Source organism: Tenacibaculum soleae (assembly GCF_001693415.1).
Taxonomy (GTDB): Bacteria; Bacteroidota; Bacteroidia; order Flavobacteriales; family Flavobacteriaceae; genus Polaribacter; species Polaribacter soleae.
This window is the reverse complement of record NZ_MAKX01000001.1, coordinates 176,293-189,259: the sequence shown is the minus strand read 5'-3', so window position 1 is coordinate 189,259 and position 12,967 is coordinate 176,293. Positions and strand designations below refer to the sequence as shown.

At 31.0% G+C, this 12,967-nt stretch carries 14 protein-coding genes; 5 read left to right on the top strand and 9 right to left on the bottom strand.

The annotated features are described in order from the left end of the window. Genes BA195_RS00845 through BA195_RS00830 form a run of 4 tightly spaced genes read left to right on the top strand, consistent with a single transcriptional unit; the run spans position 1 to position 3,796 of the window. Entirely contained in the window at positions 1-1,728 is a 1,728-nt protein-coding gene (locus BA195_RS00845; RefSeq protein ID WP_068701474.1) for a SulP family inorganic anion transporter, read from the top strand. An 8-nt stretch (positions 1,729-1,736) separates the two neighbouring features. Next, positions 1,737-3,143, top strand: a complete 1,407-nt coding sequence (locus BA195_RS00840; RefSeq protein WP_068701472.1) for an MBL fold metallo-hydrolase — start codon at positions 1,737-1,739, stop codon at positions 3,141-3,143. A gap of 7 nt (positions 3,144-3,150) precedes the next feature. Beyond that, positions 3,151-3,528, top strand: a complete 378-nt coding sequence (locus tag BA195_RS00835) for a rhodanese-like domain-containing protein (protein ID WP_068701470.1) — start codon at positions 3,151-3,153, stop codon at positions 3,526-3,528. Position 3,529: 1 nt separating this feature from the next. Continuing rightward, the gene (locus BA195_RS00830) at positions 3,530-3,796 is read left to right on the top strand and encodes a heavy-metal-associated domain-containing protein (protein ID WP_068703860.1); all 267 of its coding nucleotides are present in this window, start codon (positions 3,530-3,532) and stop codon (positions 3,794-3,796) included. A gap of 34 nt (positions 3,797-3,830) precedes the next feature. On the opposite strand, the gene BA195_RS00825 is transcribed toward BA195_RS00830, so the two are convergent. The 7 genes from BA195_RS00825 to BA195_RS00790 all read right to left on the bottom strand — a co-directional run bounded on the left by BA195_RS00825 (position 3,831) and on the right by BA195_RS00790 (position 9,435). After that, entirely contained in the window at positions 3,831-4,010 is a 180-nt protein-coding gene (locus tag BA195_RS00825) for a hypothetical protein (RefSeq protein WP_068701468.1), read from the bottom strand. A 152-nt stretch (positions 4,011-4,162) separates the two neighbouring features. Then, entirely contained in the window at positions 4,163-6,502 is a 2,340-nt protein-coding gene (locus tag BA195_RS00820) for a TonB-dependent receptor (RefSeq protein WP_176714930.1), read from the bottom strand. A gap of 382 nt (positions 6,503-6,884) precedes the next feature. Continuing rightward, positions 6,885-7,289, bottom strand: coding sequence for an alternative ribosome rescue aminoacyl-tRNA hydrolase ArfB (gene arfB, locus BA195_RS00810; protein WP_068701464.1), 405 nt, complete (start codon positions 7,287-7,289; stop codon positions 6,885-6,887). Position 7,290: 1 nt separating this feature from the next. Beyond that, positions 7,291-7,902: an AAA family ATPase gene (locus BA195_RS00805; RefSeq protein WP_068701462.1), complete on the bottom strand. Its 612-nt coding sequence runs from the start codon at positions 7,900-7,902 to the stop codon at positions 7,291-7,293. Beyond that, positions 7,863-8,498, bottom strand: a complete 636-nt coding sequence (gene pnuC / locus BA195_RS00800) for a nicotinamide riboside transporter PnuC (RefSeq protein ID WP_068701460.1) — start codon at positions 8,496-8,498, stop codon at positions 7,863-7,865. The genes BA195_RS00805 and pnuC overlap by 40 nt, the downstream gene beginning before the upstream one ends. Further along, positions 8,482-8,742: a hypothetical protein gene (locus BA195_RS00795; RefSeq protein ID WP_068701458.1), complete on the bottom strand. Its 261-nt coding sequence runs from the start codon at positions 8,740-8,742 to the stop codon at positions 8,482-8,484. Before BA195_RS00795 ends, pnuC begins: the two co-directional genes overlap by 17 nt. Before the next feature lie 66 nt (positions 8,743-8,808). Then, a complete protein-coding gene (locus BA195_RS00790) occupies positions 8,809-9,435 on the bottom strand; it encodes a 4'-phosphopantetheinyl transferase family protein (RefSeq protein WP_068701456.1) in 627 nt (208 codons plus the stop codon). Positions 9,436-9,498: 63 nt separating this feature from the next. Here BA195_RS00790 and ahcY point away from each other — a divergent pair, with 63 nt between their 5' ends. Continuing rightward, positions 9,499-10,815: an adenosylhomocysteinase gene (ahcY, locus tag BA195_RS00785; RefSeq protein WP_068701454.1), complete on the top strand. Its 1,317-nt coding sequence runs from the start codon at positions 9,499-9,501 to the stop codon at positions 10,813-10,815. Between the two features lie 57 nt (positions 10,816-10,872). Here ahcY and BA195_RS00780 read toward each other — a convergent pair whose 3' ends face one another. Both BA195_RS00780 and BA195_RS00775 read right to left on the bottom strand, forming a co-directional pair. Then, a complete protein-coding gene (locus BA195_RS00780; protein ID WP_068701452.1) occupies positions 10,873-11,055 on the bottom strand; it encodes a hypothetical protein in 183 nt (60 codons plus the stop codon). A gap of 883 nt (positions 11,056-11,938) precedes the next feature. Then, positions 11,939-12,946, bottom strand: a complete 1,008-nt coding sequence (locus BA195_RS00775; protein WP_068701449.1) for a TlpA family protein disulfide reductase — start codon at positions 12,944-12,946, stop codon at positions 11,939-11,941. Between the last annotated feature and the right edge of the window lie 21 nt (positions 12,947-12,967).

Genomic DNA, 12,967 nt, shown 5'->3' with positions numbered 1-12,967 from the left:
ATGAATTTAAAAAAACTCATACCAATATTAACGTGGTTACCAAACTACAAAAAATCACAGTTTAAAGGTGATGTTGTAGCTGGTGTAACTGTAGCAACGGTGTTAATTCCGCAAGGAATTGCCTATGCCTTAATTGCAGGTTTACCGCCTATTTATGGTTTGTATGCAGCACTAGTGCCTCAATTAATGTATGCAATTTTTGGATCGTCACGGCAAGTAGCAGTTGGGCCTGTGGCAATGGATTCTTTAATAGTAGCAACAGGTGTTTCTACATTAGCTTTAATGGGGTCTGAAAGTTATATTGCTATAGCCATTTTATTAGCGCTAATGGTAGGAAGTATTCAGTTTTTAATGGGGGTATTTCGTTTAGGTTTTATTGTAAATTTTTTATCAAGACCGGTAATTATTGGATTTACATCAGCAGTAGCACTTATTATTGGGTTAAATCAGTTTCGTAATTTACTTGGCGTCGATTTTTTGCAAAGCGATCAAGTACATATTCTTATTGAAGATATTATGAATAGGGTAAACTATTTTAATAAAAACACCACAATTATAGGAGTTGTAGCTTGTATTATAATTATGTTTTGTAGAAAAATAAGTAAAAAAATACCCAATGCATTAATAGTTGTTGCGCTAGGAATAGTAACACTTCGGTTTTTTGAAAATCATTTTATTGATGTTGCTATCGTAAAAGAAATTCCTTCTGGATTGCCAAAATTTAGCATTCCTATTATTGATGTTGCTTTAATTAGAGAATTGTTTCCAATAGCAGCAACTTTGGTAATGGTTGGATATCTAGAAATTATATCAATAGGAAAAACATTAGAAGCAAAGCAAGATGAATACAGAATTAGACCTAATCAAGAATTAGTAGCCTTAGGATTAAGTAATATCGTAGGTTCGTTATTTCAATCATATCCATCAACCTCTAGTTTTTCTCGTTCGGCAATAAATGAAGAAGCAGGAGCCAAAACAGGAGTTGCAGCAATAGTGTCTGTGATTATGGTTGTAATTACTTTACTCTTTTTGACACCTATATTTTATCACTTACCTAAAACAATATTAGCGGCTATTATCATTGTTGCAGTATTTAATTTAATAAATATAAAAGAAGCAAAAAGATTATGGAAAGCTAATAATTTAGATTTCTGGCTGCTAGTGGCAACTTTTTTTTCAACAATTTTTTTTGGGATAGAGCACGGAATATTAATCGGAGTAGGATTATCATTAATTGTTTTGATTTTCAGAACCTCTAGACCTTATGTGGTAGAATTAGGGAAAGTACCAAATTCTGATTTTTACAGAAACAAAAACAGGTTTAAAGAAGTAATTACAGATGAAGATATTCTAGTGTTTCGTTTTGACGCACAAATTTTTTATGCTAATTCAAATTATTTTAGAGAAAAGTTAGAGGAGATGACAGCAAAAAAGGGAGAAAATTTAAAGTTAATTGTATTAGATGCAGAAAGTATTAACAGAGTTGATAGTACAGGAGTAGAGATGCTTAAAGAACGTATTAAGTACTATAATAAAAGAAATATAGAATTTTATTTTGCAGGAGTAAAAGGCCCCGTAAGAGACGATTTTTTTAAAGGAGGAGTCTTAGATGTGGTAAGTATAAATCATTTTTTTATGCGTGCCAATGGCGCTGTAAATTTTTTTAAAACAGGAGATAATCAAAATCAAAAAAAATACGCACAGTATATACATCAAGCGTATGAATAATTAATATTATGAAAATAGAGCAAATTTATACAGGTTGTTTAGCACAAGGAGCTTATTATATAGAAAGTGATGGTGAGGTCGCAATTATCGATCCGTTGCGAGAAGTACAAGCATACATAGAAAAAGCAACAAAGGATACAGGAAATATTAAATATATTTTTGAAACCCATTTTCATGCTGATTTTGTAAGTGGACACGTAACCTTAGCCGAAAAAACTGGTGCTACAATAGTGTACGGTCCAACAGCAAAAACGAACTATAAAGCACATACAGCAACAGACGGAGAGGTTTTTAAGTTAGGTAAAATAACAATAACCGCATTGCATACTCCTGGTCATACCATGGAAAGTACATCGTATTTGTTAAAAGATGAAAATGGAAAAGATCATGCGTTGTTTAGTGGAGATACTTTATTTTTAGGGGATGTCGGGCGTCCAGATTTAGCGCAAAAAGGAGATTTAACACAGGATGATTTAGCAGGTTTTTTATACGATAGTTTACGTACTAAAATTATGACTTTAGCAGATGATGTAATTGTATATCCAGCGCACGGAGCAGGATCCGCTTGCGGAAAAAACCTGAGTAAAGAAACAGTTGGTACTATTGGTGATCAAAAGAAAACAAACTATGCTTTACGAGCAAATATGACTAAAGAAGAGTTTGTAAAAGAAGTTACAGACGGGTTGTTGCCACCACCAGCGTATTTTCCTTTAAATGTAAAAATGAATAAGGAAGGATATCAATCTATCGATGAGGTTATAAAAAAAGGTGCAAAAGCGTTATCGGTTTCAGATTTTGAAAAAGTAGCCAATACAACAGACGCAATTATTTTAGATGTACGTCATCAATTTGAATTTGTAAAAGGATTTATACCACAATCTATTTTTATTGGTTTGAGGGGTACATTTGCTCCTTGGGTTGGAGCTTTAATAAAAGAGGTAACTCAGCCGATTTTATTAGTAACATCAAAAGGAGAAGAAGAAACAGCAATAACGCGCCTATCTCGCGTTGGATTTGATAATGTTTTAGGGTATTTAGAAGGTAGTTTTGAATCTTGGAAAGCATCAGGTAAAGAAATAGATACTTTACGTTCAGTTTCAGCGAATGATTTAGAAGAGGCTTTAAATAATAAAGCAAAGGTGTTTGATGCACGTAAACCAGGTGAATATGATAATGAACATATTGTTGAGGTGCCAAATACTCCGTTAGATTTTTTAAATGAGCATATCGAAGAGTTTCCTAAAAAAGAAGATTTTTATATTCATTGTGCCGGTGGGTATCGTTCGGTAATTGCTGCTTCTATTTTAAAAGCAAGAGGGTATCATAATGTAATTGATGTAGCAGGTGGTTATAAGGCAATTAGAGAAACTAATATTGTTAGAACAGCTCCAGTTTGTTCATCAACATTAAAATAAATAAAGTATGAAAAAGAGTATTGTTTTGTTAGGAGTGTTTTTTGTGATGTTATTTTCTTGTACATCAAAAGTAGCAGAGGTAAAAAATATTTCTGTTGATGAGTTGCAAATGTTATTGAAAGACAATAAAGCTATTCAGTTAGTAGATGTTCGTACCCCAACTGAGTGTGCCGAAGGAACCATTAGTAATGCGTTAGAAATAAATGTAACTGCAGATGGTTTTGAAAATATAGCTTTAAAAAAATTAGATAAAGCAAAACCAGTTTATTTGTATTGTAGATCTGGTGGACGTTCTAAAATAGCTTCAGAATTATTATTAAAAAAAGGATTTGAAACCTATAATGTTTTAGGTGGCTATAACGCATGGAAACAAAAAAAGAAGTAAAATGAAACAAGAAATTTATATCGAGAATTTAAAATGTGGTGGTTGTGCAAATACAATTACAAACGGATTAAAAGCAATTGATAAAGTAAGTGAAGTAAGTGTTGATGTTGAAAAATCGTTAGTTACTTTAATAACAAATGAAACAACCTTAGTTGTAGTAAAAGAAAAGTTAGCAAAGCTTGGGTATCCTGAGGTTGGCGACAAAAATACAGTATTACACAAGGCAAAATCTTTTGTGAGTTGTGCCGTGGGTAGAGTAAATAAATAATAAAAATCCGAGCAATTTTGCTCGGATTTTTATTTTAAATAGGATCATTAACAGGGTCGGTTACAGGTTCTTCAAAATCACACGGAACTTCCTCATAATTATCAATAAAGCCCTTGTGGTGGTCATACTTTGGTAAATTAACAACTTTAGTACAATCGTCTTCACAACTATATAAAAAGCTAAAGGCGATTGTTAAGATTATAATTTTTCTCATTTTTATAAGTTGCTATTGATTTGCTAGTAAATATGCATCTTTTTTAAAGATTCACCAAAGTTATGTTGAAAAAAATAAAAAAGGTAGCAATATAAAATTACTACCTTATAATTTATAAGATTATTTTAAGATGTTATATTTAAAAAAACATTTTAAAACTTTAAAGTTACTCCCGCTAAAAAATTAATAGTTGCTTGCGGGTAATACCCTTGCGCTTCTTGCGTCGTACCAGGTGTAGACCAATAATCTAAATAAATATAACCTCTATCAACATACTCTTTATTAAAAATATTGTTTACTAAACCAGTAAATACAATTGATTTAAAGATAGATTTCGTTTCTATCTCATAAATAATATTTAAATCACTTGTAAAGTAGCTATCTAATTTTGAAGCTTCGGTATCGGTATTACTCAAGTATTGCTCGCCTACAAATTTTGATAAAAATGCAATTTTAAAATTTTCTGACGGATGATACGTAAATGTGTTACCAGTTACAATATTTGGAGAGTTAGCAATTGTAGTATTTCCTAATTCTTGTAAAGCGCCATCTCTGTTGGTAAAAAAATCTACGTTTTTATTTTGACTTACCGCAATATTTTGACGAACAGAAAGGTTGTTTGTTAATTTTATATCAGCATCAATCTCTAAACCTAATCGATAACTATTACCACTTGTACCACGTAAAGGATCTCCGGTGTCATCAATTTCACCTGTTAATACCAGTTGGTTTTGATAATCCATAAAGTATACATTGGTGTTTAATTTAACGACATCGTTTTTAAAACGCCAACCCAATTCGTAATCATTTAAGCTTTCATGGGTGTTTACACCATCTTTAAAATCACTTCTATTAGGCTCTCTATTTGCTTTGGCAAACGAAGTATAAAAACTGTTGTTATCATTTAAAGTATAAGTTAAACCAAACTTAGGATTAAAGAAATTAAAATTCTCATCTACATTTAAAGGTTTTCTTTTTGATGTTAATCCGTTTGTTTTATAACTCACAAACCTACTTTGTAAATCGATAAAAGTTCTTAATTTTTCAGTAAGATTAAATGATATTTTAGAAAAAACGTTAAAGTCGTTTTTAGTTGATTTTCCATCATAATAATGATCTCTAATATTTGTGTTGGCAGCTAAATCGCTTCCCCAAATAATTTCTCCGTAATGGTTATTTGTATAATGGCTGTATGAGGTACCAGTAATAATTTCTAACTTATCATTATTATAAGTAGCATTAAAGTTACCGACATAAAAATGGTTATCTAACCAACGACGCACAATTACATCGCTACCATCAACAATTAAATTGTTGTAATCTGCAGCATCTCTATCATCTTTAAATTGTTCAAAATATCCTTTACCACGTGTGTAATTTAAACCAACATTAGTTGTCCAGTTGTTGTTTAATTTTTCATTCCAATGTAATTGATAGTGATCTTGCTGAAAATTATCAATTTCATTTTCGTAGGTTAACGGATTTTGTCTTCTGTCTTCTTTTAATTGTTGCGCCGAAATTCCATCCCAAGCTTGGTAAGTTTTTTCTTTTCCACCAAAAACTAAGGCTTTAATTAAGGTGTTTTCATCGGTATAACTACCTTGTAAAAAGTACGATTTTAAATCAGTCGAAGCTCTATCGATATATCCATCAGAATAAATATTTGATACACGACCAGAAAACTCAAAATGCTCGTTAACTTTTCCTGTGGTAAATTTTACAGTATGTTTGCGAGTATTAAAAGATCCGAAAGAATTTGAAATTTCTCCACCAGCTTCGGTAGCAGCAGCATCTGTTAAAATATTTAAACTAGCACCAAAAGCTCCAGCTCCGTTAGTAGAAGTTCCAACACCACGTTGTAATTGTAAACTTTGTGTAGACGAAGCAAAATCGCCCATATTTACCCAAAAAGTTCCCTGACTTTCAGCATCATTATACGGAATTCCGTTTACGGTAACATTTACTCTTGATGCATCAGAACCACGAACACTCATATAGGTGTAGCCAATACCAGCACCTGCATCTGATGATGAAACGACGTTAGGTAAATAGTTTAATAACATCGGAATGTCTTGCCCTAAATTACGTTTTGAAATTTCTTTTTTAGTAAGGTTAGAATGTGTTACAGGCGCATCTGCTTGTACTCTAACAGCAGCAACCAATACGTCTTCTAAAATAGTCGAACCGGTACTTAATTGAATACTTATTTTTTTGTTTTTTGAGATTTTAATTTTTTGAGTGTACGTGTTAAAACCAAGATAAGTAACCTTAATTGTATGGCTTCCTTTAGCTAATTTTAACTGAAAGTTACCTTCAAAATCGGTAGCTGTTCCTTTTTTTAATTCTTCAAGCACAATTGTAGCGCCTACAAGAGGTTCTTGATTATTATTAACTACTTTTCCTGATAAAATAAAATCTTGTGCGTTTGCTGTTAAGGTTGCAAAAATTACCATTAAAAAAGCTACTATCTTCACTTGTTTAATAAAAGACATCGGTCTCATTTTTTTTAAATAAAATCGAATAAAAAGAGGTAATTACTCTGTTTTTTTTTGAATAATTAAAACGTTATTACAAGAATTTTTTATAAGATTATTTCATATAAATATCCACGAACAACTTGTTTACAAAATGGCGATTATCGCCTCCCTAAACAGCATTACCTGTTCTAGGTTCATTGGGTATGATCTCAGCCGATATAGGCACCCCTTTATGAGAACTGTGCAAAGGTAAACCGAATTTTATAATTGAAAAACAAATTAACACCTGTTTTTTGAAGCTATTTCCTGCTTTCACTACTCGCTTTTTTCGTGCCTCAAAAGAGCTCAAACAAACCGTTCAATCAGGGCTAAGTTTGTTTGCCTAATATTAGAATACTTAATCCAGTTTTGGTTTTTTTCGAAGTGTTTTTTTTAGGGCATTCCGTTGTTTGTTTTCAGCCTTTCTTTTTACAGATGCTTTTGTAGGTTTGGTGGTTCTTCTAATCTTAGGCCTTTTTAAACCTTGTGTAATTAGTTCTAAAAAACGTTTTATAGCTAATTCTTTATTTCTGTGTTGCGAACGAGTTTCATCAGAAAAAAGAATTAAAACACCTTCTTTGGTAAGCCGGTTAGCTAATTTTTTAGATAGGATTTCTTTTTGATTTTCCGACAATTGGCTAGAATCGGTAAGATTAAAAGTTAGCTCAATTTTAGAAGACACCTTGTTTACGTGCTGCCCGCCAGCCCCAGAACTTCTAATGGCTTTAAATTTTAATTCTTTAAGTAACTCTAGCGTATTCATTTTATAAAGAAAGCTTATTTAAGGTGTTTGAAAAAGAATATAAGTTTTCTTTTTTAGCAAGTAATTCATCAATTACTTCGATGGCTTTTTTTAATCGAGTTTCTTTATCACCTTTTAATAAAACGTATGGTCGATTGTATTTTTTTAGCGTATTTTCAAAAGCAGTAAACATTTGTAAGCGCTGTTCGGGTCTGTCACGTAAATCATCCGCTTCCCAAGGAGTATCGATATAGGTTAAAAAGTAAATATCATACTCGCTTTTTATAGCAGCTTCGTCTAATTCATCTTCAACAAATCCGCCATAATACTCTTCTGAATATACTTTGGTTTCAAGTAAATCGGTATCGCAAATTAAAACTTTATCTGCTTTAAGTGCTAAATCATTTTCTAGTTTTATCTGTCCTTCTGCAATCGGAATTATGTCTTTTTGTTCACAAATTTTGCGTTCGTTGTTCCATTTATCTTGTAAATATTTACGCGCAAATTCAGGCGCCCAAACCGTATTGTAATAACGCGCTAATTGTCCAGAAAGTGTTGTTTTACCAGTGCTTTCGGGCCCGAACAATACAACTTTTACAAGATTGCTTTTTGTTTGTGTAAGTTTTTTTTCCATGCTAAATAGCCACTAACGGCAATAAAGGTAAATATTAAGTATTGAAAACTTGTAAATGTAAAACCTTTGTAAAGATATAAAGGAACAGAAATAATATCCCCAATAATCCAATAAATCCAATTTTCTATTTTTCTTTTTGCCATTAGCCACATTCCTACAAAAAATATTGCGGTAGTAACTGTATCTACATAGGCTGTCCAATTGTTCCATTTATCAAAATAGGTATACACTCCAAAAACAAAAACTAATGTAGCTATAAAGATAAAAACACTTGTTTTTTTTTCTTTTAAAGTTGTGCTAGAAATAGGCGTAACGTTAGTAGTATCATTAACATTACGAGTCCAAATATACCAGCCATAAACACTCATTATAAAATAATAACCGTTTATCATCATATCACCTAGTAATTCCCATTTTAAGAGAAGATATACAAAAATTGCGGTACTAATCATTCCGGTAGGAAATACTAATATTTTATTTAGTTTAGAAAACCAAACAGACAAAAAACCAAAAATTACGGCAATAATTTCTAGCCAAACATCAATAGTGTCGTAGGTTGAGTATTGCTCAAAAAGAAAACTAAAAGCTTGGTTCATAGTTACTACGGTCAGATTTTACAATTTTCATAAATAATATTCCGCTATCTATTAATTCGAAAGTATTTTTTAATTCGTCTGTTACCATTTTCATTACGGTATCGTAATCACCATACACTTGCGTACTTAACGGATTTTCAAGAATTGTTAAACCCGAAGCTCTTAGCTTTTTTATAAAATTAATAATAGGAGTTTCAAATTCGTTTTGAAGTGGTGTTAACGTAAGTTCTACTGATATTTTCATATAACCAATGTTTTTAAAAAGCAAAGTTACAAATATTGTAAATGCTATTTAGCAATACATGTTTTTTTAACGCGCATACACACAAGTAAAGCCTTCGGTTTCTAAAAAGTTAATTTGGTATTCATCGGTAACACCTTCATATAAAATTTTACCAGTAGTTTCGTTAGTCTCAAAAGAAAAATCTTCAATATAAATATGATTTAAAAAGAGTAGTTTTTTCTTTCCATAAATTTTATACAAACTTTCTTTAGCTCCCCAAACTATAGTTAACTTACTAACCAAAGCATCATGATTTGCAATTGATTTATAGGCTTCAATCGGCGTAAACTTATGAGCTATCTTTAAAATTTTATCACGTTGTTTTTCAATATCAATTCCAACAGGTTTATCATCAGAAATTATAATACCAGAAAAGGTAAAAGAATGGGTAATTGAAATAAATTTACCGTCTTTTAAATGCGGTTTTCCGAACTCATCATAAACTAAATCAGCATCAGTATAGCCAACTTTATTTAGTAAATGACGTACACTTAAAAACCCGCGTCGATGTAAATCTGATTTCATATTGTTTAGTCGATCGCTACTTCTTTGCGTAAGTGTAATACCATCAGCTAAATCTTCAAAAGATTCTTCAATCTTCCAAATCAATACTTTAGTAGTTTCGTTTACCGTTAATGTTTTGTGAACAGGCATATTTTAGAAAGTTATTTCGTAATTTTGCGACTTAAAATTTAAGATACATAAATATACAAAAATATGAGCACAAAAACCGCTACATACGTTCCTTATAAAGTAAAAGATATTTCTTTAGCTGATTGGGGAAGAAAAGAAATTGAATTGGCAGAGGCTGAAATGCCTGGATTAATGAGCTTGCGTGAAGAATATAAAAACGAACAACCATTAAAAGGAGCAAGAATTGCAGGATGTTTACATATGACCATTCAAACTGCGGTTTTAATAGAAACATTACAAGCTTTAGGAGCTGAGGTAACTTGGAGTTCTTGTAATATTTTTTCTACACAAGATCAAGCTGCTGCTGCAATTGCTGCTGCTGGAACAGCTGTTTATGCTTGGAAAGATATGACGGAAGAAGAGTTTGATTGGTGTATCGAACAAACTTTATTCTTTGGAGAAGACAAAAAGCCATTAAATTTAATCTTAGATGATGGTGGTGATTTAACAAATATGGTGTTAGATCGTTACCCAGAATTAGCAGCTGGAATTAACGGATTGTCAGAAGAAACTACTACTGGAGTTCACCGTTTATACGATAGAGTAAAGGCAGGTACATTACCAATGCCAGCAATTAACGTAAACGATTCTGTAACAAAATCTAAATTTGATAACAAATACGGATGTAAAGAATCTGCAGTAGACGCAATTCGTCGTGCAACCGATATTATGTTAGCAGGTAAACGTGTTACAGTATGTGGTTATGGTGATGTAGGTAAAGGTACAGCAGCTTCTTTTAAAGGTGCAGGATCTATCGTTACAGTTACTGAAATTGACCCTATTTGTGCATTACAAGCTGCAATGGATGGTTTTGAAGTGAAGCGTTTAGAAACTGTTGTTGGTAATTCTGATATTATTATTACAACTACAGGAAACAAAGATATTATTCAAGGACGTCATTTCGAAGCAATGAAAGACAAAGTTATCGTATGTAATATTGGACATTTTGATAACGAAATTGACATGGCTTGGTTAAATAAAAATCACGGAAACACAAAAGATACTATCAAACCTCAAGTTGATAAATACAACATTGCAGGAAACGATATTATTATTTTAGCAGAAGGACGTTTAGTAAATTTAGGTTGTGCAACAGGGCACCCAAGTTTTGTAATGTCTAACTCATTTACAAACCAAACGTTGGCGCAAATCGAGCTTTGGAATAACAAAGAAGCATACAAAAACGATGTATACATGTTACCAAAACATTTAGATGAAAAAGTAGCAAAATTACACTTAGCTAAAATTGGTGTTGAATTAACTGAGTTACGCGAAGAGCAAGCAAGCTATATCGGTGTAACTGTTGATGGGCCGTTTAAGCCAGAACATTATAGATATTAAAAGGTAGTTTTTAGTATATATACAAAACCTCGCCATTGGCGAGGTTTTTTAATTTTATTAGCAAATTCTATCATAAGTATCTAATACTCTATCTGCTCCGTTTAGATTTCCGTTATCTAAGTATCTATCTGCTCTTCTTAATAAACGATCACATCTTCTTCCAGAAGGCCCTCCTCCGTTAATTTCTGTTTGTTCAAGTTTGTTTAATGCTTTTCCTAAGTTTAAAATAGATTTTTTCATTTTTAATTAATTATAAATTTGATTAAATCCTTGAACTATTTAAAGACACTCAAGGTGTATGTCTATTCTTCGCGAAAGAATATTTTAAATAACTATTGTTTTAGTCTTTTATGTACGGAAATAAAATACTAAAAGAATAGAAAGTTTATGATTATTTTTTTTAGAGTCATTTATAGCTTTATGACTTGTAATATTATAGCAACTAATTTACGTGCAATATAATTTTTTTTCTTGTTTTAAGAAAATTTAAAAATAGAAGCCTATGATTTTAAGGTAGATCATAATATACGCATCTTGTCATCATTGATAGCTTAAAAATTGCTCTCTTATTAAGGAGGTTATGTAAATTTATTATTTCATAATAAAACCAATCTTCATTTTGTTTTCGAAGATTATTAGGGAAGAATAAATTTAGAGACACATCTCTTGTTAAGTTGATTATATCTAAAATATCTCTTATTTTTTTTCTTCAATTTGGCTCTAAAAATAGTTTACGCTATCTCTTAAATATTTTTATTTATCGTAAATGTTTTGAGAAAACCTTTTGTTTCATTATGGTTTGATAACTTAATAAACCTAATAGCTTTATATCTAAAATAATATATCTTTCTATTATATTACTTTAGGCTATGGCATGAAGATAAAGAAGGGTATAATATAGTTAAAAGTAGGGTTTTGTTAATTCATAAGTTGTTTTTATATAGACTTATGTGATGAATACTTTTTGATAAAAACTAATAATTAAAAAAGTAAAATGTTTTATAGGATAATTTTAACTAATAATTGTTCTGTCTCCAGAAGGTATTAAGATTATTTAAATATAAAAAGGACACTGATAAGTGTCCTTTTTATAATATTTTTATAATATTTTTTTAATTGTTTATTAAATACTTAAAGAGTTGAATAATTCAATTAATTTCGGACTAGAAGGTCTTGGTGCATTTGCAGTTACAATATTTCCTTGCGGATCAATTAAGATAAAACGAGGGATACTATTTACACGATAAGCACTTGCAAAAGTTTTATCTCTTTTAGAGTATAATTGAATTCCGGTTAGGTTTTTTTCTTTAACCATGGTTTTCCATGCTCCATGATCTCTTTCGCTATCAACTGAAATACTTACAAATTCGATATTTTTATCATGATATTGTTTTTCAATTTTTTGTAAAAAAGGAATTTCTTGTTTACAAGGGTTACACCATGTTGCCCACATATCAATATAAACATATTTTCCTTTTAAATCGTCTAAAGATGTTGTTTTACCGTTAAAGTTTTCATAGTCTACAAACTTAGGAGATACGGCACCTACGGCTAATTTTGTAGCCAAATATAACTTATCGGCATGTGTTTTGTTTAGGTAGTTTGTTAAGCCTTTAATGTTTTGTTTTTGAAAAGCAACAAAAGTAGAGTCTAATTTAGTATTGGCAATTCGGGAGTTAAAGTCGTTTACGTAATTATTTACTTTAGTATCAAATTTTTCTTTTGGTAAAGTAAATAACATTTCGTCGTTAAGAAGGTTTTCTTGCAGTAAAGAGGTTTTTGCTAAAAAAGTACTTTCGTCTGATCCTTCACCGGTAAAAGTAACAGTTTCATCAAACTCTTTAGTATCAAGTGTCATGTTAATAATTGCGCCGTTTTTTAAATATAAAGAAGTAGTTTCTTTTCCGTCAAAAACACGGTAAAACCCATCTTTAATATTCATGGTGTCTTTAAATAGGCCATTTTCATCTAATTTAATTACCCTGTTAAACTTTAATTGTGGATTAGAGACAATTATTGAATCAGCATTTTTATTGGTGATTTTTCCTGAAAAAGTAACAAAGTTATTTGTAGCAGGTTTACATGAAACGGCAATAATTGCAATTGCCATTAAATAAATTATTTTTTTCATTATATAGATATGTTTTTATGT

Coding starts and splice junctions, on each gene's coding strand:
- BA195_RS00845 (WP_068701474.1), top strand. CDS start 1: ATGAATTTAAAAAAACTCATACCAATATTAACGTGGTTACCAAACTAC.
- BA195_RS00840 (WP_068701472.1), top strand. CDS start 1,737: ATGAAAATAGAGCAAATTTATACAGGTTGTTTAGCACAAGGAGCTTAT.
- BA195_RS00835 (WP_068701470.1), top strand. CDS start 3,151: ATGAAAAAGAGTATTGTTTTGTTAGGAGTGTTTTTTGTGATGTTATTT.
- BA195_RS00830 (WP_068703860.1), top strand. CDS start 3,530: ATGAAACAAGAAATTTATATCGAGAATTTAAAATGTGGTGGTTGTGCA.
- BA195_RS00825 (WP_068701468.1), bottom strand. CDS start 4,010: ATGAGAAAAATTATAATCTTAACAATCGCCTTTAGCTTTTTATATAGT.
- BA195_RS00820 (WP_176714930.1), bottom strand. CDS start 6,502: ATGTCTTTTATTAAACAAGTGAAGATAGTAGCTTTTTTAATGGTAATT.
- arfB (WP_068701464.1), bottom strand. CDS start 7,289: ATGAATACGCTAGAGTTACTTAAAGAATTAAAATTTAAAGCCATTAGA.
- BA195_RS00805 (WP_068701462.1), bottom strand. CDS start 7,902: ATGGAAAAAAAACTTACACAAACAAAAAGCAATCTTGTAAAAGTTGTA.
- pnuC (WP_068701460.1), bottom strand. CDS start 8,498: ATGAACCAAGCTTTTAGTTTTCTTTTTGAGCAATACTCAACCTACGAC.
- BA195_RS00795 (WP_068701458.1), bottom strand. CDS start 8,742: ATGAAAATATCAGTAGAACTTACGTTAACACCACTTCAAAACGAATTT.
- BA195_RS00790 (WP_068701456.1), bottom strand. CDS start 9,435: ATGCCTGTTCACAAAACATTAACGGTAAACGAAACTACTAAAGTATTG.
- ahcY (WP_068701454.1), top strand. CDS start 9,499: ATGAGCACAAAAACCGCTACATACGTTCCTTATAAAGTAAAAGATATT.
- BA195_RS00780 (WP_068701452.1), bottom strand. CDS start 11,055: ATGAAAAAATCTATTTTAAACTTAGGAAAAGCATTAAACAAACTTGAA.
- BA195_RS00775 (WP_068701449.1), bottom strand. CDS start 12,946: ATGAAAAAAATAATTTATTTAATGGCAATTGCAATTATTGCCGTTTCA.